Origin of the sequence: Terrabacter sp. GCM10028922 (genome assembly GCF_042666095.1) — a bacterium.
Taxonomy (GTDB): domain Bacteria; phylum Actinomycetota; class Actinomycetes; order Actinomycetales; family Dermatophilaceae; genus Terrabacter.
Map to the genome: position 1 here is coordinate 199,040 of NZ_JBHTFG010000002.1, position 21,464 is coordinate 220,503.

Consider the following 21,464-nt stretch of genomic DNA (forward strand, 5'->3'; position numbering starts at 1 on the left):
CAGGGGACGACTCTCGCTACAGACCCACGACGGGGGCCAGCTGGGCTCTGAGGGTCCCCGCGTGGGGCTGAAGGGAACCGTCGAAAGCGGCGGATCCGATGGTGAAGGCGTCGGCCCCGGCTGCTGCGAGCGCCTGTATCTGCTCGGTGCCGGTGATGGAGCCGGCGACGACCAGGCGGCCGGTGGTGGCCGCGCGGGCGGCGCGGACCAGGTCGAGAGGGTCGGCATCGGTGGCGCGGTACGCGAGGAGGTCGACGCCGGCACAACCGGCGGCCTCCGCTCGTCGGCAGTCATCGGCGATGCGGTCCGGGTCGCCGGCGAGTCGGGTGGGGTGGCCGAGGGGTTCTCCGGCGAAGGGTAGGTAGCCGATGGATGTGCCGTGCAGGAGGTCGAGGGTCTCCTCGAGCCAGGTGCCGCCCATCAGCCAGTCGACGCCGAGTTCGATGGCGGTCCGGACTGAAGCAAGGGCCTGGTCCCGGTGGGTGCTGACGACTTCGAGATAGGTGGTGGCGCCCATGTCCTTGATGCGGGTGTGGAGCTGGGCGAGGGTGTCGGGGTCGACTCCGATGTCTTTGAACCCGATGTGTGTGATGCCGAGGTCCTCGATGGTGTCGAGCACCTCAAGGCAGTCGGTGACGGTGCGGTCGTCGCGGGTGAGCATGAAGATGAAGTCCATGGTCCTTTGGTTTCTCGAGGGGGCTGACGGGAGTCGGTGGGTCAGGAGCGGTCCGGTGCCCCTGACGACAGGCGGTCGGCTTGGGTCAGGGCCGCGAGCAGGCTGGTGTGGTCGGCCGTGCCGCTACCGGCGATGTCGAAGGCGGTGCCGTGGTCGACGCTGGTGCGGACGAAGGGCAGGCCGATGGTGATGTTGACGCCGTGTTCGATCCCCAGGTACTTGATGGGGATGAGGCCCTGGTCGTGGTATTGGGCGACCACGACATCGAAGGCTCCGGCGCGGGCTCGCATGAAGACGGTGTCGGCGGGCCAGGGTCCGCTGGCCTCGATGCCTTCGCCCTGGGCGGTCTGGATCGCGGGGGTGATGATGTCCAGGTCCTCGCGCCCGAACAGGCCGTTCTCCCCTGCGTGGGGGTTGAGGCCGGCGACGGCGATGCGAGGGGCGGGGAGGCCGCTGTGCTGGAGTGTGCGGTGGGTGAGGCGGATGGTCTCGAGCACGCGGTCTGTGGTTATCGCGACGATGGCGCTGCGGAGTGACTGGTGCACGGTGACCAGGACGATCCGCAGTTCGTCCGTGGCCATCATCATCGCGTAGTCCGTGGTGCGGGACAGGTCGGCGAGGATCTCGGTGTGGCCAGGGTAGGGGACGCCGGACAGGCGTAGTGCTTCCTTGTTGATCGGCGCGGTCACCAGAGCCCGAATCTCGTGGGCCATCGCAAGCTGGATGCCGCGGCGGACGTACTGGAAAGACGCCGCACCGGCTCGCGCGTCGAGTGCGCCCCAAGGCAGGCCGGCCGGAAGGCCGTTCTGCGCAAGGACATCCACCGTCCCGGGCGCGAACGTCGCCTGGTCGACCGACGCGATGGGACGGAGAGTCAGATGGGTGTCGGCGATCCCGTTGGCGCGGGCAAGCACGTCCAGGTCGCCGATGACGACGACGGGCACCGTACGCCGGGAGTCGGCGCAGGCCTTGAGGGTGATCTCGGGACCAATTCCGCAGGGGTCGCCCATGGTGATGGCGATCGGGGTCATGCGTGCTCTCCTTGGTTGACGGGGTGTCGGATGAGGTCGCACAGGCGCAGGAGCATGGCGTCGTCGCCGAAGCCGCCTGCCTTGATCAGTACGCAAAGGGGGAGAGGGCCTATCAGAGATCCGCGCACGACGCCGGGTTCAGGTTCGTCGAGCAGGTCGATCCCGGTGGTCCCAAGGGGCTGGAGCACGGTCGTGGCCGTCTCGCCGCCAGTGATGACGAGTGCGTCGACCGTGTGGTCTTCGGTCAGCGCCCGCACGACTGCTGCCTGAGAGCGGGCGAGGACTTCGGCGGTCTCTGGAGTGTGGCGTTCGTCGGGTGTCTGCAGGGTGAGGATGGAGGTCGTCAGGCCTCGCAGGGTCTCCACGGCTGGGTCCGGATCGACGCCCACGGTGACGCCCTGGACGTCCACGCTGGCGTGGAGCTTGGCCAGCTGCCGTCGCGTCGCCTGGTTGGTGCTACCGACGACGACCAGCGGACGTCGGGCCGGGGTGGGCAGTGATGCAGCACTGCCCGCGGGGCGAGCACACCTTCGGGCCAGGGCGGCAGCCAGGCCTGGGGAGCCGACCCACAACACATCGTCGAGCCGTGGCACCGCTGCCACCAGGCGGTCGAGGTCGCCGTCGTCGGCCGCGGAGTAGACGATGAGGTCACCGTTCTCGATCAGCCCCGGCAGATCGGCTGCCCCCTCTGGCTGCCGAAGAACGGCCTCCGGAAACAGCATGGTCAGGTTCGAGCACTGCACGGGATGGGCCGGGTCGCGAGCAAAGTCGCTCTGGTGGACCGGTACACCCGACACGTGCTGGACTCCTTCGACTGTCACTCTGCCCTCCGCGGGGAAGGCCGGAGCGACGATGACAGCCCGCCTGCGCGATCCCGCCCATGCGGCCCGGACCTCGGCCGCGACATGACCGCGCAGCGTGGAGTCCATGGTCTTGAAGAGCAGCTCCGACCCAGCAAACAGGCGGGCGGCCCGCCAGGTTCGCGACGCGGCAGCCTCTTGGTCCAGCACCCGGGTCCCGAGGTCGACCGCGCTCAGGCCCGTGGTGTGCCGCGGCGCGCATGCTGGGGCGGTGAGCAGGATCCGGGCGTCGTGACCTGCCTGGCGGAAGGGTGCGGCACCGTCACCTGCGCTGGTGAGGTCATCGGCCAGGACGGTGAGACCATGCACGTCTTTGCTGAGCGTCATCTCGCACCTTCCGTCAAACGGCCGTCTGTGTGACGAGATCAATACTCGTGCAGATGAAAGTGCAGGACAAACGATTCATTCTCACGTGATGCGTGAGTAAAGTTCACTCATGCGATGGTCCGCCCTCCCACCTCTGAACGCTCTGCTGCCCTTCGAGGCGACCGTTCGGCACGCGAGCATGACCGCCGCGGCGCAGGAGCTGCACGTCACGCACGGCGCCGTCAGCCGACAGGTCCAGAATCTGGAACGGTCGCTTGGACTATCGCTGTTCGAGCGGAAGACACGCGCCCTGCGCCCGACCCCGCAGGCTCGCCAGCTGGCGGCCGTTGTGCGGGACGCGCTCGATCAAATCGACGCGGCAGCCCAGCAGATCACGCACCACACGCCAACCGGACCGCTCACCCTCTCGTGTGAGCCGACACTCCTGATGCGATGGCTCATTCCCCGGCTCCTCGATCTGGCCGCGAACGTGCCGGACGTTGCCGTCCACCTGTCCGCTGGCGGCGGCCCCGTCTTCTTCGACCGGGACAACGTCGACGTCGCGATCCGCCGAGACGACTTCGCGTTCCCCGAGAAGGCGAGCCGGACGCGCTTGTTCGCAGAGCGGATCGGACCAGTCTGTCGGCCCGATCTCGCAGCCCGCCTGACCGGGACCGCCGGCGTATCGCAGGTAGCACTTCTGCACACCCACACGCGTCCGCAGGCGTGGGACGACTGGGGACGTATCACCGGCATGAAGGTAGAGCCCGCCTCCCAGCAGACCCTGGAGCATTTCTACCTGACCCTGCAGGCCGCCGCAGCGGGCGTCGGGGTCGCGATCGCCCCGTATGCCGTCGTCCGCGACGACCTGGAGCGAGGGCAGCTCGTCGCACCCTTCGGATTCGTCCGGGACGGCACCGGCTACTTCCTGCTCAGCCGTCGACCACCCGAGCAAGATGGTCGCGTTCGCCAGCTGGCGGCATGGCTGCGCGCCAAGACGAGCCGGCTCGACGACGACGATTCCCAGCCGGCGTGACGGTCCACCACTTTGCGGCTTCCTGTCCCAACGAACAACGGTGGGCGACGGGTACGTACACGTGATGGCAGACCTGCCCGTACCCGACAGCTGTCATGAGGCAGCCGTGAAACTGACTACTTCGGTGCCGCCCGTACCGCGCTGAGGATGTTGGCACTCCCACACGCTTGTCTTGAGGACAGGGTCGGTGTCGGACGGCAGTTTCGACGTGTCTCCGGAGCCGTCGCCGGGACGGGGACCGTTGGGCTCGAGCTCCCCAAGGATCGTGGCCTCGGTGACGTGCAGGACGGCAGCATGAGGTTCTCCTTTGGTGGTCTTGTCATGGTGATGCCGCTTTGAGTGGCCGGGGCAGACTCATCAGAGGACGGATCATGCGACGGCTGGGATCGGTCAGCTCGGTGGCAGGAACGGCTTGACCAGCCATGCGCGCTTGGCCGGCCTCCCACTGCGCTCTTCGTAGGCGTCAGACGACGCGAGCGTCTTGGTGATGACCCTCGAGGCGATGAACCGCAACGGCTCAGGTTCCCAGTTTCGGGTGTGGTGTCCTACCCATGGAAGAGATGTCAGGTCCGTGGTCTGGCCGAAGATCAGGTCGCGCATCGTGCGGCCCGAGATGTTGGCGGCGGTGACGCCATGACCGCCGAACGCACCGACGAAGCCGAGCCCCGTTGTGCGGTCGAACGTCGTCCTCATGCACCAGTCCCGGGGTACCGCCAGGGAACCGCCCCAGTGATGAGTGATCCGAGCCTGCGCCGCAGCCGGAAACGCCTCGCGCAGAGTCTCGCACAGCCGCTCGTAGACGCGAGCATCCTGCTCGTTCTCGGTGGAGATGGGGTTCATCAGCCGATACGGCGCGCCTCGGCCGCCCAGTGCGATCCTGCCGTCGACCGTGCGCTGTGAGTAGTAGTAGAGGTGCCTCACGTCCCCGATCCCCATGCCGTCCTGCCACCCGAGCTCGTCCCAGGTCTGCTGCGGGAGGGGTTCGGTGGCGATCATCAGGGAGTAGAGCGGCAGGAAGCTGCGTCGCTCGGCCCGCTCACGGATCGTGTAGGACTCCGTGGCCCGAACCACGACGTCAGCTAGGACTCGTCCACCCCTGCACTGAACCACCTTGGGGCGCAAGAGCTCTGCCGGACTCTGCTCATAGATCTTGACGCCCAGGCGCTCGCAGGCCGCGGCCAGCCCGCGAGCGAGCCGAGCGGGGTCGACGCGGGCGCAGTGCGGCGTGAAGGTTCCGGCGAGGACGCCCTCAGCCCCGCGGACGAGCTCAGCACACTCATCGGCGTTGAGAAGCCGGATGTCCTCGGAGCCGAGCCCGAAACGGTGCTTCGCCTCGACCCGGGCATTGAGACGCTGCACCTGCGGCTCTGTGGTCGCCACAGTGAGCGCCCCCGACTTCTTGTAGCCACAGTCGATGCCCTCCGACGACACGACGCGGCCGATCTCGTCGACCCCGCGCTGGACCTCGCGCTCGGCCCGAAGGACGCTGTCCCAACCGCTACGTCGCGCGTAGCGTCCGCCGCTGCCGGCGATACCAGCGGACACGAAGCCGCCGTTGCGACCTGCAGCGCCGAATCCGGCGATCTCGGCCTCGACGACGGTGACCCGCAGGGACGGGTCGGCCGCCTTGAGGTAGTACGCCGTCCACAGCCCGGCGAAACCGGCGCCGACGATCGCCACGTCACACGTGTGGTCGCCGGAAAGCTGCTCTCTCGGTGTCAGGTCCTCGACGACCCCCTCGAGCCACAGGCTGCGCGACCACGGGTTATCGGATGCCGGTGGAGGGTCGGCCACACCATCTGGCCCGTTCATTGGGTATGACGCTGACTTCATGACGGTCGTCTCTCCGAACTGTGAATGATGCTGGGGGATGGGTCGCGCGAGATGGTTCCGGCTCGGGGATCCAATGGCCGGGCGAGGGTCATCGAGGCACCGTCGCGAGTCGTGCAAGGTGGTCTGCCCGGCCACCACTACTGCGGGATGCGATTGGCCCAGCGCCCCGCTCCGAGGTCAGATGACACACTCGAGAAACTCCTGCGTCCGCCGTTCCTGGGGATTGGTGAGAACCGCCCTGGCGTCACCCCGCTCGACGATGACACCGCCATCCATGAAGACGAGGCTCTTGGCCACCTCCCGGGCGAAGCCCATCTCGTGGGTGACCACCACCATGGTCATTCCCGCGCCGGCAAGGTCCCTCATGACATCGAGGACCTCGCCGACCTTCTCCGGGTCCAAGGCGCTTGTCGGCTCGTCGAAGAGCAGGATGCTGGGTTGCATGGCGAGTGCCCGGGCGATCGCAACGCGCTGCTGCTGTCCACCCGAGAGCTGTGCGGGGTACTGCTTCTCGCACTGGCTGAGACCGACCTTTGCCAGCAAGGTGCGGGCCTGTTCTCGCGCTACCTCACGTGAGACCTTCTTGACCACCACCGGCCCAGCCATGACGTTGTCAAGCGCAGTCATGTTGGGGAACAGGTTGAACTGCTGGAAGACCATGCCGATCCCGGTTCGTTGCTTTGCCAGTCGGCGCGGCGCCACGGCGTGGAAGGCATGGGCGTGCTCGACGTAGCCAAAGTCCTCGCCGTTCACCTTCAGGATGCCCCGGTCAACGGTCTCCAGGCCGTTGAGGCAGCGCAGCAGGGTCGATTTGCCCGAACCACTGGGTCCGATGATGCATGAGATCTCACCCGATGCGACCTCGAAATCGATGTTGCGTAGGACGGGATTGTCGCCGAAGCTCTTGCACAGCTTCCGGGCAAGAATGGTTCCTTCACTCATAGCAACGACTCCTTCGGGGCGATCTCGACCGTGCGCGGGCGCTCGCCACCGCTGATGGTGCGACTCGACTTGACCGAACGAGAGGATCGGGAGAAGCGCCGCTCGATCATGGACTGCGGCACGCTCAGGGCCAGCGTCATGATCAGGTACCAGAGACTGGCGACGATGAGCAGCGGGACCGTCTCGTACGTCCGGGCGTAGATCGCCTGGGCGCTCTGCAGCAGGTCCGCCACCCCGAGGACGCTCACCAGTGACGTTTCCTTGAGCATTCCGATGAACTGGTTGCCGGTGGGAGGAATGATCGAGGGCAGCGTCTGCGGGAGGATCACCGTCCTGAGCTTGTCGAACCCGTGCATGCCGAGAGACTCGGCCGCCTCGAGTTGTCCGCGTCCCACCGCCGCGAAGCCGCCCCGGATGATTTCCGCCATGTAGGCGGCCTGGTTCAAGGTCAGTCCGATGAGGGCTGCCGTCAGCGGGCTGAGCAGCTCGTTGACGTCGACGGGCATCGAGATGTCCGTGAAGGGCACACCGATGGAGAGGCGGGGATAGAGGGCGGCGATGTTGAACCAGAAGACCAGCTGGACGAGCACCGGCGTCCCACGGAAGAACGTGATGTAGAGCCGCGCCAGACCCGAGACCGGCAGCTGGGAAGACGCGCGCATGACGGCGAGGACCAGTCCCAGGAGGATTCCCAGGACCATGCTGATCATGGTCAACAGCAACGTGATCCAGATGCCGTGGATGATGGACTGGGCGGTGAAGTACTTCAGTACCACCGGCCAGCGGTAGTTCTCGTTCGTGACGAGGGTGTAGGCCAGCGCCGCGATGATTCCGGCTGCGAGTGCCCAGGCGAGGTAGTCGACTGGGCGCCTGAGCCGAATGCGAGGTTTGTCCTCAGGAAGAATTTCCGGCATGGTTCAGTTCCTTTCCGGGTTGCTGGGCGGTGACGACGGAGGTAGTCACCGCCCAGCAGGTCCGTTGCCCCGAACGGCGTCAGCCCTGTGGGGTCGCGATGGACGCCTTGTCGATGCCGAGGGAGTCGAATCCCCAACGGTGGAGCGCCTCTGTGTACTTGGGGCTGTCCATGATCGACTGGATCGCCGCCTGGACGGCCGGCGTCAGGGCGGAGCCCTTGCCGAGGGCGACGGCGTTGTCCGCTGTGGCGACCTGGGGCTTGAGCACCTGGAAGGTGTTCGGCTGCTGCGCGTCGGCCCAGTTCAGCGATGTCGTGTCGTAGAAGACACCGTCGACCCGGCGTGAGGCGACCTGGGTCAGTGCGTCCTGCACGCTCGGCAGCGAGACGGGCTTGATGGCAGGCTTGCCCTTGGACTCGCAGGTCTTCTCGGAGAGGGTCGGGAGCCGCTTCAGCTCCTGTACCGAGCCCGACTGCACGGCGATGCTCATGCCACAGAGGGTCTCGTTCGTGAGGTTCTTGGGATTGCCATGGGCAACAGCGATCGAAGAACCGTTCTTGAAGTAGAAGACCATGTCGAGGACCTTCAGACGGTCCTCGTTGGCCGACATCCCCGACACCGTGAGGTTGTACCGTCCCCCGTCGAGGCCGGGGATGATCGTGTCGAACTTGACGTTCTTGATATCGAGCTGCAGACCCAGCTTCTTCGCGATGAGCCGGGCGATGTCCGGGTTGAAGCCGATCGGCGTCGTGTTGTCACTGGCCATGAATGTCGTGGGGGGACTCGACAGATCCATGGCGACGACCAGCTTGCCCGACTTGCGGACGTCCGGCGGGACGAGGTCTGCGGCAGCGCGGTCGACCGCGACACCGTTCGAGATGTCGTCGGTGTGTTCGCGTGCATCGGCTGGGGCCGGCTTGGTGACATCCGCGTCGCCGCCGCAGGCGGTGAGGGACAAGGTTGTGGCGATGGCAGCCAAAGCAATGCCGGTTCGGAAACGGGTTCGCATCAGTGATCTCCTACTCAGGGGTGTGTGGCAGCGGAGGCAACGGGGACCCGTGCAACTCGAGCTGGGAGCCCACCGCTCGGGCGGGGGGCGAAGTGGAACGTGTTCTTCTTTCAGAACTCGCGGGTGCTCACCGGCAAGCCCGCTCAGATGTCTGATCCCACGACGCTAGGACCGCTGCCGAAACCGTGTCCAGATCTGCGTGGAAGATCCAGGCATACGTGCTGGCAAAAGCCGTTTGGCCATCTCTTCACACGATGAAGTCGGTCCGAACCCCTTCTTTTGTCCAGCCCGGGTAGCCTGTCGTCAGGGCGGCGGTCGGCTCCGACACAGCAGCTCACCAATCAGTGTGAGGTGGACCATGGTTCGGCGACAGACCAGCGAATCGGCGAATCCCATCGACGACATCGACCTGGCCCTGCTATATGCGCTCAAAGAGGACGCGCGGGCGCCCATCGGTACGTTGAGCGATGCCGCCGGCGTCTCCCGGGCCACCGCGTATGCACGCTTGGCCCGGCTGCGGGAGGAGGGCGTCATCAACTCCCTGACAGTCACCGTTGACCCGAAGCGCGTCGGACTCGCGGTGACGGCGGTCGTCCTTCTCCGGTCCACCACGGACGTCTGGAAGCCGTGGTCGGACCTGGCCCCGTTGCTCGAGGAGATGCCCGAGGTCGAGTTCGCAGCAGACATCGCCGGGGAGTTCGACATCCTGCTTCTCGTGCGGCTTCGCGACGCCGAACACCTGCAACGCTTCATCACCGAGGAGCTGCGGCCGCGCATCCCCGGCATCGCGGGCACGCGTACCCTCTTGGTACTCAACCAGGTTCCCGAGCGCTCGCTCGTGCTGCCTCCGAAGTGACACCGGCCGGCGAATCGCCAAAGCCTGCACATCGACGTCACCCTAGAAGTGGTTCGTCGCGTTCGTCGCTGAGCCGGGCCGCGGGGGCGGCGGCGTACGCAGACCGTATGGCCTTCCAGGCGCCTTCCGTTGGCTTCATCGTATGGCTCGACGGTCGACCAGCAGCCATTCGTCTCGTGCGCGCCTGACTGTCTGGACGGCGTACCTCGCCGCCGCCTAGCCTTCGGGAACCCTGCCGGACTATGCAGCAGGCGGCGACTCTGGACCTGCGCGTGCAACGCACAACGGATTGCCGCAGGCACACGACGTCGCCATCGCGGCCGTGATCGGCATGTTGCTCGCCATTGATGAGGAGCCCTCGATGAGCACTCTCTACCGCCACGGCGTCGATGCCGACTCGATTACCGCCGCACTCTCCGAGCTGGGCGTCCCGGTGCCCGCTGCCGATCCTCTGCGAAGTTTCGTCGGGCCGCCCATGCGCCAGACGTTTCGTGAGTTCCTCGGCCTCGACGAGGCGACGGCCGAGAGGGCCGTCTGGTTGTACCGGCGTCATTACGCCGAGACCGGCGCCCTGGACTGCAGCCTGTACGACGGAGTTGCTGCCCTGCTGGAAGGACTGTCGACTGCCGGTTGGTCGATGGCGGTGGCCTCTTCGAAGGTCGAGGATCTCGCATGCGCGAGCGCGGAGTCGACGTCTCTCGCCCGCTGATGGTGGGGGACCGTGGCTACGACGTACTGAGCGCCGCCGCGGAAGACGTTCCGACAATCCACGTGCTGTGGGGATACGGGACGCCGGAGGAGTCGGCGGAAGCTCTCGCGACCGCTCACTCACCTCAGGCGCTGGCAGGCCTGCTTCTGCACCGGGGCGAATCGTCAGTATCCGCCGTCGCGCGCTCCTCCTGACTGGAGGCCTAAACCACGAAGGAACTGTCCGCTGTGGACGCTATTGACGAGCAGATCGTTGCCGACCTGACCCGTAACGCCCGTGTCTCCTACGCGGAGCTGGCCGGCCGGGTCTTGTTGTCGCGCAATGCCGTGCGCCAGCGGATCGAACGGCTGGAGCGGCAGGGACACATCGCGGGCTACACCATCGTCCGTGCCGGCGACGACACTGGCGATGTCGTCTCGGCGCTCGTATTCGTCTACCGCCAGGACCGCCTGCGAGGTGGGGACGTCCTAGCTGCGCTCAAACGCATCCCTGAGGTCGTCATCTGCGAGATTCTCAGCGGAGACTTCGACATCATGGTGCGTCTGGAGGCGCCCTCGCTCGAACGCGTCCGTGGGATCTGGGAGGACATCGCAAAGATGCCCGGCGTCCTAGACACGGTCACGGCGCTCACCCTGTCCAGCGTGGTCAATCGCCAGCGAGGACGGCGAAGCTCGGCGGTAGAAGACTGAGGAGGGTAGTGAAACGCCGGACCTGCTTCCCGCGTTGTTGGCGTCTGCCAACGATAGTGCCGTGCCGAGAGACGTTGTCAGGGCCGCACGCGCTTGCTCTGCGAGACGGCAAGATGAGCAGCGAGATGAACTCGGCTTCTTGATCCGATCGAGGCTCGAGCGACCTCCCTTGCCAGTGATGGGGAAAATCCGACTCGGACGACCGGGCCGAGCAGCCGACCTGACCTCACGAGAGCCGAGTCACGAACGCGTGCCCATGCCTCTCCTCGATGTCGACGACACGGTTGAGTCGCGTCGCGATCGCGATCGCGATCGCGACGCGACTCGCCGTCTCCGGTCAGGTCACTCGGGTGCGCTAGCCGTCGACATCGACATCGGCGTTGCGGTCGTCCTCAGGGGCCCCTCGCGTCGCAGGCCTCGGCGTACGAGCGGCCAGAAGAGCACCAGGGCGCCTACTGCGATGAAGCTCGTGAAGACCTGGGTGCGTCCCGTCTCCGACGTCAGCATGATCACGACGATGCCGATCGCACCAAGGATGAGGACGATGTTCGGCCACGGAAAGAGCCAGACCCTCAGTTGCAGGTTCGCCCGCTCCTCCGCGGTCATCGCCGCTCGGGTGCGCCACTGGGTGACGGCGATGAACACGTACACGATCAGGGCGACGAGGCCGGTCGAGTTCATGATGAAGTCGTAGATGCCGGTGCTTGGTGCCACGAAGTTCACGACGGTGGCGATGAGGCCGCCGACCGTCGACGCGATCACCGCAAGTGTTGGCACGCCGCGCTTGGTCCGCTTCGCGACGACAGCCGGTGCCAGCCGCTGCTCCGCCAGCGCCGCGAACATACGCGACGCCGAGTAGGTGCCGGAGTTCAGCACGGAGGTCACAGCGGTGAAGATCACCAGGCTCATGATCGTCTCGGCGCCGGGGACGCCGAAGAGCTTGAAGACATAGCTGAACGGCGCGATGACGTCGGGTGACGGGACCTTGTCCCACGGGACGATCGTCACGATGACGAACACGGCGCCCACGTAGAAGAGCATGACGCGCCAGATCACCGTATGCGCAGCCTGCCGGACGCCCTTCGCCGGGTTCTCGGACTCGGCTGCGGCCATCACTGCGATCTCCGTGCCGAAGTAGGAGAAGAGCACCAGGGCGATGCTGGAGAGTACGACGCCGAACCCGTTGGGCATGAAGCCGCCGTGCGCCCACAGGTTCGCGATCGACATGGTGCTGGACGGCCAGAGTCCGAGGGCGAAGAGGACGCCGGCGCCGAGGAACACGACGATCGCGACGACCTTGATGCTCGCGAGCCAGAACTCCGTCTCGCCGAACGACCGGAGGGAGATGAGGTTGGTCGTGACGAAGATCGCCAGGAGAGCCAGGGACCCGGCCCACGCTGGGATCGCTGGGAACCAGGTGTTGATCATCCCGCCGCCCACGACCGCCTCGTAGGCGATGACGCCCACCCAGAAGTACCAGTACAGCCAGCCGACGAGGTAGGCCGCCCAGCTGCCCAGGCCGAGGCGGGCGTACTCCATGAACGACCCGACTGCCGGCCGCGTGGCCGCCATCTCGCCGAGCATGCGCATGGCGAGGAACACGAGCAGTCCGCCGGCGAGGTACGAGAGCGTGGCCGCCGGTCCGGTGGTGCGGATGATGTTGGCCGATCCGACGAAGAGGCTGGCGCCGATGATCCCGCCCAGCGTGATCATCGTGACGTGGCGCGAGCGGAGCCTCTTGGCCGGTTCAGTGTCTCCTCCGACCGCGTCTGCGGATGTGTGCGGCGAGGGCGGGTGGTCGTGGCCGGATCGTTGGGCCGGTCGCGTGATGGGGTCGGGTGCCAAGGTGAACGCTCCTTCGGTGCTGCTGGTCTAGCGGTCGGAGGCCGGCTGGAGGAACCCTGCCGGCTCGCGCCGCGTTAGGGGTGGCGGATAACTGGGCTTGCTGCGGGTTCAGTGCGTGGCGCGTCGTGCGACGTTGTAGAGGCGGATGTTCTGGTTTGTGTCGATCCCTTCCGCGCTGCCGTTGCGCCTGAGACCGGACTGCTTCACGCCGCCCAAGGGGACGGCGGCGCTGGAGGGTATGCCCTGGTCTGCGGCAGGTCGGGGAAAGCCTCTGCAACCCCCGCGTGCGTGATGAGCCCACCTCTGGTGTTGACCCCGAGCGCCAGGGCCGGGTCCTGGGCGGTGGCCTGCTCGGGTCCGAGGTTGGCGAGCCGCCGCAGGTAGGGGAACGTCGCGTTGGTCAGGGCGCGGGTGGAGGTCTGGGGGACTCCGCCGGGCATGTTTGCGACGCAGTAGTGGCGGATGCCGTCAACCTCGTAGATGGGGTCGGCGTACGTCGTGGCACGCGATGTCTCGAAGGCGCCGCCCTGGTCGATGGCGACGTCGATGACGAGGGCACCCTTCGGCAGGAGGGCGAGGTCGGCGTGCGAGACGACCTTGGGCGCGGCCTTGCCGGGAACCAGGACCGCTCCGATGACGACGTCCGCCGAGCGGAGCTCACGGGCGAGAGTGTCGGGATCGCTCACGACGAGGCGGGCGCGGCCGTCCAGCAGGAAGTCGAGCTGGCGGACCCGGGTCGCGGAGGTGTCGAGGACGGTGACCTCGGCCTGCATACCGAGCGCCAGGAGAGCAGCTTGCGTGCCCACGACGCCGCCGCCGATGACCACGACGCGGCACGGGGCCACCCCGGGGGATCCGCCAAGGAGTCGACCCCGGCCGCCTTCGGGAGCGGTCAGGTAGCTGGCTGCGGCGTGGGCAGCGAGCCGGCCGGCGATCTCACTCATCGGAGTGAGAAGGGGCAGGCCAGTGTGGTCCTGGACGGTCTCGTACGCGATCCCGAGCGTCCTGCTGTTCAGGAGCGCGTGAGTGAGCGGACGGTCGGCGGCGAGGTGGAGGTACGTGAACAGGGTGAGGTCCTCGCGGAGGAAGCTGTACTCCGCGGCGATGGGCTCCTTGACCTTCACGAGCAGTTCGCCGTTGGCCCAGGCCTCGGCCTGGTCCACGAGCTTGGCGCCGGCCTGCTCGTAGTCCTCGTTGGAGAAGCCGGCACCAATACCGGCATTGCGTTCGACGAAGACATCGTGCCCATCGCCCACGAGGACGGTGACACCGGCCGGGGTGAGACCGACCCGGGCTTCCTTCGTCTTGGTTTCCTTGACGGTCGAGATTCGCATGGTGATGTCTTTCGCTGGATGAAGTGCCGAAGGCGATTGGTGTGCTCAGGCGGTGGGACGGCGGGCGAGGTTGTAGAAGCGGATGGACTGGTACTCCTCGAGTCCCTCGGCGCTGCCCTCGCGGCCCAGGCCCGAGTGCTTCACTCCTCCGAACGGCGCGGCGGCGTTGGACGGGACGCCCTGGTTGATGCCGACCAGGCCGGTCTCGAGGGCATCGGCGACGTTGAGCGCCCGGTCCAGGCTCTCGGTGAACACGTAGCCCGCCAGTCCGAACTCCGTCGCGTTGGCCCGCTGCACGACCTCCGCCTGGGTGGTGAACCGCTGGATGGCCGCGACCGGTCCGAAGATCTCCATGCCGGCGATCTCGGCGCGTGCCGGCACGTGATCCAGCACGGTGGCCTGGAAGAAGTGGCCCTTCGACTCGAGGGCCCCTCCGCCGGTGCGCACACTCGCGCCGTGGATGACCGCATCGTCGACCAGGCGCTGCATGCTCGTCACGGCCCGGTCGTCGATCAGTGGGCCGAGCGCGACGTCGTCGGCCAGCCCGTCACCGGTTACCGCGGCGCCCATCTTCTCCGCGAGTCCTTCGACGAAGGCGTCGGCGATGCCGTCCTGGACGAAGATCCGGTTCGCCGCGATGCACGACTGACCGCCATTGCGCATCTTCGCCGCATACGCGCCGTCGACGGCCCGTTCGAGGTCTGCGTCGTCGAAGACGATCAGCGGCGCGTTGCCGCCCAGCTCCATCGAGGAGCGCAGCACGTTGTCGGCGGCCAGGCGCAGCAGCACCTTGCCGACCCCCGTCGACCCGGTGAAGGACACCTTGCGCACCCGAGCGTCGGGAAGCACGGCGTCGCTGAAGCCCGAGGCGTTGGTGGTGCACACCACCTGGACCAGGTCCTCGGGGACGCCGGCCTGGTGCGCGAGCTCGACGGCGTAGTAGGTGGTCAGCGGCGTCAGCGCGGCCGGCTTGATGACCACCGGGCAGCCCGCGGCCAGGGCTGGCGCGATCTTGCGGGTGGCCATCGCCAGCGGGAAGTTCCACGGCGTGATGAGCACCGACAGCCCGACCGGGGCGCGTCGGGTCAGCAGCGTGGCACCGCCTGTGGGGACGTCGCGAACGTTGCCGCCCGGACGCACCGCCTCTTCGGCGTACCAGCGGACGAAGTCGCTGCCGTAGGTGACCTCGGAGCGGGACTCGGCCAGCGGCTTGCCCATCTCCAGGGTCACGAGGAGCGCGATGGCGTCGGCGTGCTCGACGAGCAGGTCATACCAACGACGCAGCACGTCCGCGCGATGGCGTGGGGTGGTGGCCGCCCACTCGCGACCGGCGTGATCGGCACGGGCCACGGCGTCCAGAGCCTCGCCCGGGCCGGTGTCGGGCAGGCTGGCGATCACCGCGCCGGTGGCGGGGTTGTGCACGTCGAACGTGGCCGGACCGGTGGGCAGCCGCAGACCCTGCAGCACGATGTCGGCGGCGCGCGCGCGTGCGGGGTCCGCGACCGCGAGGCGCGTGCTCGGCGCCGTCGGCCCGGTGGTGCGCTCGGTGTTCAGTTCTGTGGTCATCGGGCTTCCTCTGCGAATAGAACGTCTTCGATGGCGTCGACGAACCCGGTGAGCTCGTCGTCGGTGGTGATGAACGGCGGGCTGATCTGCAGGGTGTTGCCACGCAGCGGGCGGGAGATGAAGCCCAGCTCGATGAGCGCGTCGGCGGCACGCTCGACCGGAATGTCGTCGCGGAGCGTCACCCCGCCGAGGAACCCCGCGACCCGCACGTCGACGACGCTGGGCCGGCGAGCCAGCAGCTGCTTGAGAAGGCCGTCGAGGCGGTGTTCGAGCTCGACGACCCGTGGCAGCAGCTGCTCCTGTTCCAAGATGTCGAGGTTGGCCATCGCGACCGCGCACGCGGTGGCGTGACCGGCGTAGGTGGCGCCGTGGCGGAACACCGGTGTGGCGGGGTCGTCGAGGTAGAACGGTTCCCAGATCCTCGGCGCGACCAGGACCCCGCCCAGGGGCGCGTAGCCGGAGGTGACGCCCTTGGCGAAGGTGATCAGGTCCGGGTCGAGACCAAACCGGTCGGTGGCGAACATGGCGCCGGTCCGTCCGAACCCGGTGATGACCTCGTCGACGATGAGCAGGATGTCGTGCTCGCGGCACAGCGCCTGAACCTTCTCGAGGTACCCCGGGGCCGGCGGGTTGACTCCGCCGGTGCCCTGGATCGGCTCGGTCACCAGCGCGGCAATGTTCTTCGCGCCGATCCGCGTGATGGTGCGGGCAAGCGCGTCGACGTCGTGGACCGCGACTCGTGCGGTCTCGGGCACCAGCGACTCGGTGCCATAGCCTTCTCGGTTGAAGTCGAGGCCAGCGATGCTGGTGCCGTACGCGTGCAGGCCGTGGTACGCGTGTTCCCGGCTGAGGATGGTCGTCTTGGAGTGCCGTCCCTCCCGCTGCCAGTGGCGCCGGGCCAGCTTGCAGGCCACATCGATCGCGTCGGAGCCGCCCGAGTTGAGGATGACCTTCGGATCGGCGATCGGTGACAGTCCCGCGAGCCGCTCGGCCAGCTGCAGGGCTTGGTCGTTCACGAACCGGGCGAAGATGTGGTAGGTCTCCAGCTTGAGCATCTGGGCGTGGGCCGCCTCCGCCAGGGCCGGGTGCGAGTGGCCGATGTTGGCGTGCCACAGTCCGGCGGTGCCGTCGAACAGGCGCCGGCCGTCGCTGGTGTGGATGTAGGAGCCGTCGCCCCGGTCGATGACGAGCTGGCGTCCTAGGACCGACGGCAGGTGGGCTTGAGCCGACCAGAGGGCCGGCCCGTCCAGGATGGTGCGAGTGGCGGACATGGTGTGTGTGTCCCTTCTTCCCAGTAGAGGGGTGGTCAGCGTGCGGTGTAACCGCCGTCGATCGCGATGGAGACTCCGGTGATGTAGCAGGCGTCCTCCGAAGCCAGGAAGCTGACCGCGGCGGCGACGTCGGCCGGGCTGGCCAACCGCCCCAGAGGGATGGCCTCGACCACGTCGCGCTCGGTCTGCTCAGGGTCGAGTTGCTTCTTGACCCAGGCGTCGTAGAGGGGTGTGCGCGTCATGCCGGGTGCGACCGCGTTGACCCGGATGTTGCGGGGCGCGAGCTCGACCGCGGCCGCAGTGGTGAGCGCCTTGATGGCGCCCTTGGTGGCGGAGTACAAGCTCATCGTGGGCACGCCGATCGAGGCCAGGCGCGACGTGATGTTGATGATCGCGCCACCGTGGTCCATGCGTTTCGCGCTCTCTTGGATCACGCCGATCGCGGCGATGGTGTTGACCTCGAACAGGCGCCGCACCTCCTCGATCGGCGCCTCGAGCAGATCATCGGTGTGGTCCATCGCTGCGTTGTTCACCACCACGTCCAGCCGCCCGAAGAGTTCGATCGCCCTCTCGGCGAGCTGTGCGGGCGCCCCAGTGGAGATCAGGTCCAGCGGGACGAACGCAGCGTGGGGCCCGAACTCCTCGCGCACCTGCTCGCCGCGATCCTTGTCCCGGCCGGTGATCACCACGTTCAGGCCGTCGGCGTGCAAGCGGCGGACGATCTCATGCCCGATCCCCGAGGTCGATCCGGTCACGATGGCGGTCCGGCGGCTCACCGCTGCGCTCCGGACTTGTCGACAGCGGCCTTGAGCCGGGCAACCCCCTCATCGATGCGCTCCGGCGTCGAGGTCGCAAAGCACAGCCGCAGCGCATCGTGGAAGTTGCCGTTGGTGGAGAACGCCGGCCCTGGGATGTAGGCGACGCCCTCGGCCAGCGCGGGCTCGAACAGCGCCGCGGTGTCCACCTGCGCGTCCGCGAAAGCGACCCAGAGGAAGAACCCGCCGTCCGGGTCGGTCGCGCGGACCGCATCGCCGAAGTGTCGGTCCAGTGCGACCCGCATTGCGTTCTTGCGCTCGCAGTAGAGGCTCAGCACCCGGTCCAGGTGCGGTTGCAGGTGTCCGCCGGCGAGGAAGTCGGTGACCGTGCGCTGCGCCGGGACGCTGGTGCAGGTGTCCATGGCCTGCTTGGCGTTGATGAGCAGCGGATGCAGGCTCGGGTCGGCATCGACCCAGCCCACCCGCAGCCCAGGGGCGAGGATCTTGGACAACGTGCGCACGGAGAAGATCCGCGGGTTCCCGGGATCGATCTCGTTCAGTGACGGGATCGGGCTGTTCTCAAAGCGCAACAGGCCGTACGGATCGTCATCGATGATCATCGCGCCCCACTGCGCGGCCAGTTCCAGCAGCTGCTCGCGCCGGGCCAGCGACAACGTCACCCCTGAGGGATTCTGAAAGTTGGGGATCGTGTAGATCGCCTTCGGTGTCCGCCCGCCCCGCGCAACCAGCTCCGGCAATACCTCTACGACCAGGCCGTTCTCGTCCAGAGGTGCTTCCAACAGCTGCGCGCCGTAGGAGAGCGCAGTCGCGTTGCCGTTGGTGTATGTGGGTCCCTCCACGATCACCAGATCACCCGGGTCGACGAACAGCTTGCAGGCCAGGTCCAGACCCTGCATGCCCCCGGTGGTGACCGTGACTCGGTCGGGCGCGCTGGCGTGGCCGTGCTCGGCCTGGAGCTTCAGGATCTGGTCGACGAAGTCGGGCTCACCCTCTGTGGAGCCGTAGGTGTACTTGCCCGGCACCGGGTTCGCCGCGAACCGGTCCAACAGCTCCACCGGCATCAAGTCATCACTGGGGGCGCCCATGGCGAACCGGACGATGTCGTGGGTGTGACGCGCCAACAGCGACGTCGAGGAGTCGATGACCGAGCCCACGAGGTCGCTGGTTCGGCCGGCCAGGGGGAGCGAGTGGTCCCGCATGATTCTCCGTTCCATGAGTCGTCGAGACGAGGCTAGGCATCTGAAACGGATAACAAAAGCGACGGTTATTGACTATGACAAGTCGGTTTTTCTTACAGATCCAAGGTTGGCTGTGGTCACACGTTGGGCTGGCCGAGTGCCGTGGCGAATGCCCTTCTGCATGCTGCGACGGCTGGCCGTCGTTCGGCTCCGGATCGGCATATCAACAGGATCTCTCGACGCTGATGGGTGCCTAGCAACGGCGAGGGCTCCAACTGCAACCCCTCGCCACGCACCAAGAGATCTGGCAGGAATGCTGCCGCCAAGCCGGCCTCGACCATCCGCACGTGGAACAGCAGATCGGCCGATTCATAGACGGCAGCCGGCTGGAAGCCGTGCTGCATGCACAGGCGGCGAACCCAAGCGTGGGCCTCCGAGCCGTTCGGCTCGAGGACCCACTTGAGCCTTTGCAGCTCCCCTAACGTCCCGGCATCCGCCCCGACCGGCAGGTAGGCACGGACGGGGTCGTCCATCAGCAGGTCCGCGTGCAGATCCGCCGGTGTTCCCTCAGACGTACCGGGGTAGCTGTCCGCTACGAGGACGTCTATGCGACGTGAAGAGAGCAACAACACCCCCTCCTCCGGCTCGACCTGACGGTATCGAACCTCCAACGCTGGGTGCTGGGCCTGCAAGGCGCCGATCACGCCGGGAACTGCGTACCGGCTGATGGTGCTGAAGGCCCCCAGTCGCACCACGCCTCGAACCTGAGTATCGCTGGCCGCCAGATCGGCTTCCGCACGCTCGAGAATGGCCAAGATGCCATCGGCGTGGTGGACGAGCTCTTCCGCAGCAGGCGTGAGGCGCACACCCCGCCCGACCTTCTCCAACAACGACACCCCGGCCTCCTTCTCCAGCAGAGTCAGTTGCTGGGAGACAGCGGAATGCGTGTAAGACAACGACCGAGCTGCCGCCGTGATGCTGCCCCGAAGCTGAACCTCACGCAAAAGAACCAGGCGATGTACATCCAGCACGAGTCTCTCCTAAGTCGATCCGTGGCCATAGTTCAGCATGGGGGGCTCGCCGGGGTGGTTAGCGCACCATGCTGCCGAGGCAACCTGATCGCGTGGGCGACCACCACCAGAAGTGCGAGCGCTCGCACAACCACGCCCGCGGCCGCCGCCAGATCCGCAACCTGGGCGGCGACGGACGGCGTGTGCGGTCGGCTACCTCTACCAAGGTCCGCGACACGGGAACGTCCCTCGGAGGGCGCGCAACCGAGGACCCTTGGCGGCGGCGGTTACGCGAGCTACTTCCAGCCCGGCGAACAGAGGCATGGAGGCATGACCCCCGCGTCGGCGACGGACAGCGCGGTCAATACCCGGCTCCGATCAGCCTGATGAAATGTAAGGCACGCTTACTGGTAAGCGTAAAAAGTGGTCGCTATTGCTAAACCACGCAGCGCCCTATCGTTCGTGGCCTCACCAGTTGCATGCGCACCCGCCTAAGACCAAAGACGCTCCACGTCTATGTGTTACTCCGGTGTTGCAGCAGTCGCGTCCGATACGTGCATAACTCAGAGGAGAAGATTCCAGATGCGAAAGGTTTCGCGGACCAATATCGCCGCAGTGGCGGTCGCCACGGCTGTCTCGCTCACGGCGTGTAGTGAGGGATCGGGTGTCAAGGGCGCGGTCGAGGCCGTCGCCGGCGAGCATACCGACGATATCTCGAAGGGAGTCGAAATCGATCCGGCGGCGGCAAAGTTGGTACCGGCGAACGTGCGCAACACCGGCAAACTCGTGGTCGCAACGGAGCTCACCAGTCCGCCGACCGAATTCCTGGCTTCCGACAACAAGACGCCGATCGGCTTCGACCCTGACATGGCGCGATTGATCGCGCGGAAGCTGGGTCTGGAACCCGAGATCAAGAACGTCAAGTTCGCCACGATCATCCCCGGACTCCAGGCCGGGCGCTTCGACCTGTCGGTGTCGGCGATGGCAGCGACTGCAGATCGCTTGAAGGTCGTCGACATGGTCGACTACTTCAGTAACGGCTCATCGATCGCCGTTGCCTATGGCAATCCAGACCATCTCACCCCGACTACCTTGTGTGGGAGAAGCATCGCCGTCCAGACCGGCTCGGTGCAGGAGATCGAACGGCTCCCCAAGCTGTCCAAGGAGTCCTGCGAGTCCAAGGGCAAGCCGGCCGTCAAGGCTGTCTCGCTGCCGAGCGTGCAGGATGCGCTCACCCAGGTTGCCTCAGGCCGAATCGACGGCGTCTTCTACGACACGCCGTCTTTGGTTTGGGCGGACACCAAGCAGCCAAAGACCTTCGAGGTTCTCACCCCCCAAGTTACGACAGCTGATAACGCCGTCGCACTTAGCAAGGACTCACCACTCACGCCGGCGGTACAGGCCGCGATCCAATCGATCATCGACAGCCCGAAGTACCAAGAGGCGCTTGACCGATGGGGCATCAAGGCGCAGGGCATCGACAAGGCGACAACCGCGGCCGCGGAATAGAAGCAGCCAGGAGCGACAAAAGCGTGGTGGATAGCTTTATGACCGCCGATGTCCAGCGGTTCGGGGAAGGAGATCTCGAAAGCGCGTCTGGGCGGTAACTCCACCGTGGTCCAA

At 66.7% G+C, this 21,464-nt stretch carries 20 protein-coding genes; 6 read left to right on the forward strand and 14 right to left on the reverse strand.

What is annotated here, in order from left to right:
- Positions 1–16: 16 nt before the first annotated feature.
- The 3 genes from ACFQU3_RS02355 to ACFQU3_RS02365 are packed head-to-tail and all read right to left on the reverse strand — an operon-like array spanning position 17 to position 2,894.
- Positions 17–676 (reverse strand): HisA/HisF-related TIM barrel protein, encoded by a 660-nt coding sequence (locus ACFQU3_RS02355; protein ID WP_385905903.1) that lies wholly within the window; start codon positions 674–676, stop codon positions 17–19.
- 41 nt (positions 677–717) lie between these two features.
- Positions 718–1,707 carry a 4-hydroxythreonine-4-phosphate dehydrogenase PdxA gene (gene pdxA, locus ACFQU3_RS02360; RefSeq protein WP_385905906.1) on the reverse strand — a complete coding sequence of 330 codons (990 nt, stop codon included), beginning with the start codon at positions 1,705–1,707 and terminating at the stop codon, positions 718–720.
- Positions 1,704–2,894, reverse strand: coding sequence for a four-carbon acid sugar kinase family protein (locus ACFQU3_RS02365; RefSeq protein ID WP_385905909.1), 1,191 nt, complete (start codon positions 2,892–2,894; stop codon positions 1,704–1,706). The genes pdxA and ACFQU3_RS02365 overlap by 4 nt, the downstream gene beginning before the upstream one ends.
- Before the next feature lie 109 nt (positions 2,895–3,003).
- Here ACFQU3_RS02365 and ACFQU3_RS02370 point away from each other — a divergent pair, with 109 nt between their 5' ends.
- Positions 3,004–3,909 (forward strand): LysR substrate-binding domain-containing protein, encoded by a 906-nt coding sequence (locus ACFQU3_RS02370; RefSeq protein ID WP_385905912.1) that lies wholly within the window; start codon positions 3,004–3,006, stop codon positions 3,907–3,909.
- Between the two features lie 390 nt (positions 3,910–4,299).
- On the opposite strand, the gene ACFQU3_RS02375 is transcribed toward ACFQU3_RS02370, so the two are convergent.
- The 4 genes from ACFQU3_RS02375 to ACFQU3_RS02390 all read right to left on the reverse strand — a co-directional run bounded on the left by ACFQU3_RS02375 (position 4,300) and on the right by ACFQU3_RS02390 (position 8,607).
- Entirely contained in the window at positions 4,300–5,721 is a 1,422-nt protein-coding gene (locus ACFQU3_RS02375) for an NAD(P)/FAD-dependent oxidoreductase (RefSeq protein ID WP_385905915.1), read from the reverse strand.
- A 198-nt stretch (positions 5,722–5,919) separates the two neighbouring features.
- The gene (locus ACFQU3_RS02380) at positions 5,920–6,684 is read right to left on the reverse strand and encodes an amino acid ABC transporter ATP-binding protein (protein ID WP_385905918.1); all 765 of its coding nucleotides are present in this window, start codon (positions 6,682–6,684) and stop codon (positions 5,920–5,922) included.
- Complete coding sequence (locus ACFQU3_RS02385; RefSeq protein ID WP_385905921.1) at positions 6,681–7,598, reverse strand: amino acid ABC transporter permease; 918 nt, start codon at positions 7,596–7,598, stop codon at positions 6,681–6,683. Before ACFQU3_RS02385 ends, ACFQU3_RS02380 begins: the two co-directional genes overlap by 4 nt.
- Before the next feature lie 79 nt (positions 7,599–7,677).
- Positions 7,678–8,607 (reverse strand): ABC transporter substrate-binding protein, encoded by a 930-nt coding sequence (locus ACFQU3_RS02390; RefSeq protein ID WP_385905924.1) that lies wholly within the window; start codon positions 8,605–8,607, stop codon positions 7,678–7,680.
- 358 nt (positions 8,608–8,965) lie between these two features.
- Here ACFQU3_RS02390 and ACFQU3_RS02395 point away from each other — a divergent pair, with 358 nt between their 5' ends.
- From ACFQU3_RS02395 to ACFQU3_RS02410, 4 genes are all read left to right on the forward strand, one after another.
- On the forward strand, positions 8,966–9,463 hold the full coding sequence (locus ACFQU3_RS02395; protein ID WP_385905927.1) for an Lrp/AsnC family transcriptional regulator: 498 nt from the start codon (positions 8,966–8,968) through the stop codon (positions 9,461–9,463).
- A gap of 361 nt (positions 9,464–9,824) precedes the next feature.
- Positions 9,825–10,172 (forward strand): HAD hydrolase-like protein, encoded by a 348-nt coding sequence (locus tag ACFQU3_RS02400; protein WP_385905930.1) that lies wholly within the window; start codon positions 9,825–9,827, stop codon positions 10,170–10,172.
- Positions 10,172–10,366 carry a hypothetical protein gene (locus tag ACFQU3_RS02405; RefSeq protein ID WP_385906596.1) on the forward strand — a complete coding sequence of 65 codons (195 nt, stop codon included), beginning with the start codon at positions 10,172–10,174 and terminating at the stop codon, positions 10,364–10,366. The genes ACFQU3_RS02400 and ACFQU3_RS02405 overlap by 1 nt, the downstream gene beginning before the upstream one ends.
- A gap of 33 nt (positions 10,367–10,399) precedes the next feature.
- Positions 10,400–10,861, forward strand: coding sequence for an Lrp/AsnC family transcriptional regulator (locus ACFQU3_RS02410; RefSeq protein ID WP_385905933.1), 462 nt, complete (start codon positions 10,400–10,402; stop codon positions 10,859–10,861).
- 342 nt (positions 10,862–11,203) lie between these two features.
- On the opposite strand, the gene ACFQU3_RS02415 is transcribed toward ACFQU3_RS02410, so the two are convergent.
- From ACFQU3_RS02415 to ACFQU3_RS02445, 7 genes are all read right to left on the reverse strand, one after another.
- Complete coding sequence (locus ACFQU3_RS02415) at positions 11,204–12,706, reverse strand: amino acid permease (protein WP_385905936.1); 1,503 nt, start codon at positions 12,704–12,706, stop codon at positions 11,204–11,206.
- 203 nt (positions 12,707–12,909) lie between these two features.
- Complete coding sequence (gene ald / locus ACFQU3_RS02420) at positions 12,910–14,040, reverse strand: alanine dehydrogenase (protein ID WP_385905939.1); 1,131 nt, start codon at positions 14,038–14,040, stop codon at positions 12,910–12,912.
- A gap of 45 nt (positions 14,041–14,085) precedes the next feature.
- On the reverse strand, positions 14,086–15,606 hold the full coding sequence (locus tag ACFQU3_RS02425) for an NAD-dependent succinate-semialdehyde dehydrogenase (protein WP_385905941.1): 1,521 nt from the start codon (positions 15,604–15,606) through the stop codon (positions 14,086–14,088).
- Entirely contained in the window at positions 15,603–16,877 is a 1,275-nt protein-coding gene (locus ACFQU3_RS02430; RefSeq protein ID WP_385905944.1) for an aspartate aminotransferase family protein, read from the reverse strand. The genes ACFQU3_RS02425 and ACFQU3_RS02430 overlap by 4 nt, the downstream gene beginning before the upstream one ends.
- A gap of 35 nt (positions 16,878–16,912) precedes the next feature.
- Complete coding sequence (locus ACFQU3_RS02435) at positions 16,913–17,653, reverse strand: SDR family NAD(P)-dependent oxidoreductase (RefSeq protein WP_385905947.1); 741 nt, start codon at positions 17,651–17,653, stop codon at positions 16,913–16,915.
- Positions 17,650–18,807 carry a PLP-dependent aminotransferase family protein gene (locus ACFQU3_RS02440; RefSeq protein WP_385905950.1) on the reverse strand — a complete coding sequence of 386 codons (1,158 nt, stop codon included), beginning with the start codon at positions 18,805–18,807 and terminating at the stop codon, positions 17,650–17,652. The genes ACFQU3_RS02435 and ACFQU3_RS02440 overlap by 4 nt, the downstream gene beginning before the upstream one ends.
- A 161-nt stretch (positions 18,808–18,968) precedes the next feature.
- On the reverse strand, positions 18,969–19,862 hold the full coding sequence (locus tag ACFQU3_RS02445; RefSeq protein WP_385905953.1) for a LysR family transcriptional regulator: 894 nt from the start codon (positions 19,860–19,862) through the stop codon (positions 18,969–18,971).
- Positions 19,863–20,423: 561 nt separating this feature from the next.
- Between ACFQU3_RS02445 and ACFQU3_RS02450 the strand changes: the two genes are divergently transcribed.
- Positions 20,424–21,350 carry an ABC transporter substrate-binding protein gene (locus ACFQU3_RS02450; RefSeq protein ID WP_385905956.1) on the forward strand — a complete coding sequence of 309 codons (927 nt, stop codon included), beginning with the start codon at positions 20,424–20,426 and terminating at the stop codon, positions 21,348–21,350.
- Positions 21,351–21,464 lie beyond the last annotated feature (114 nt).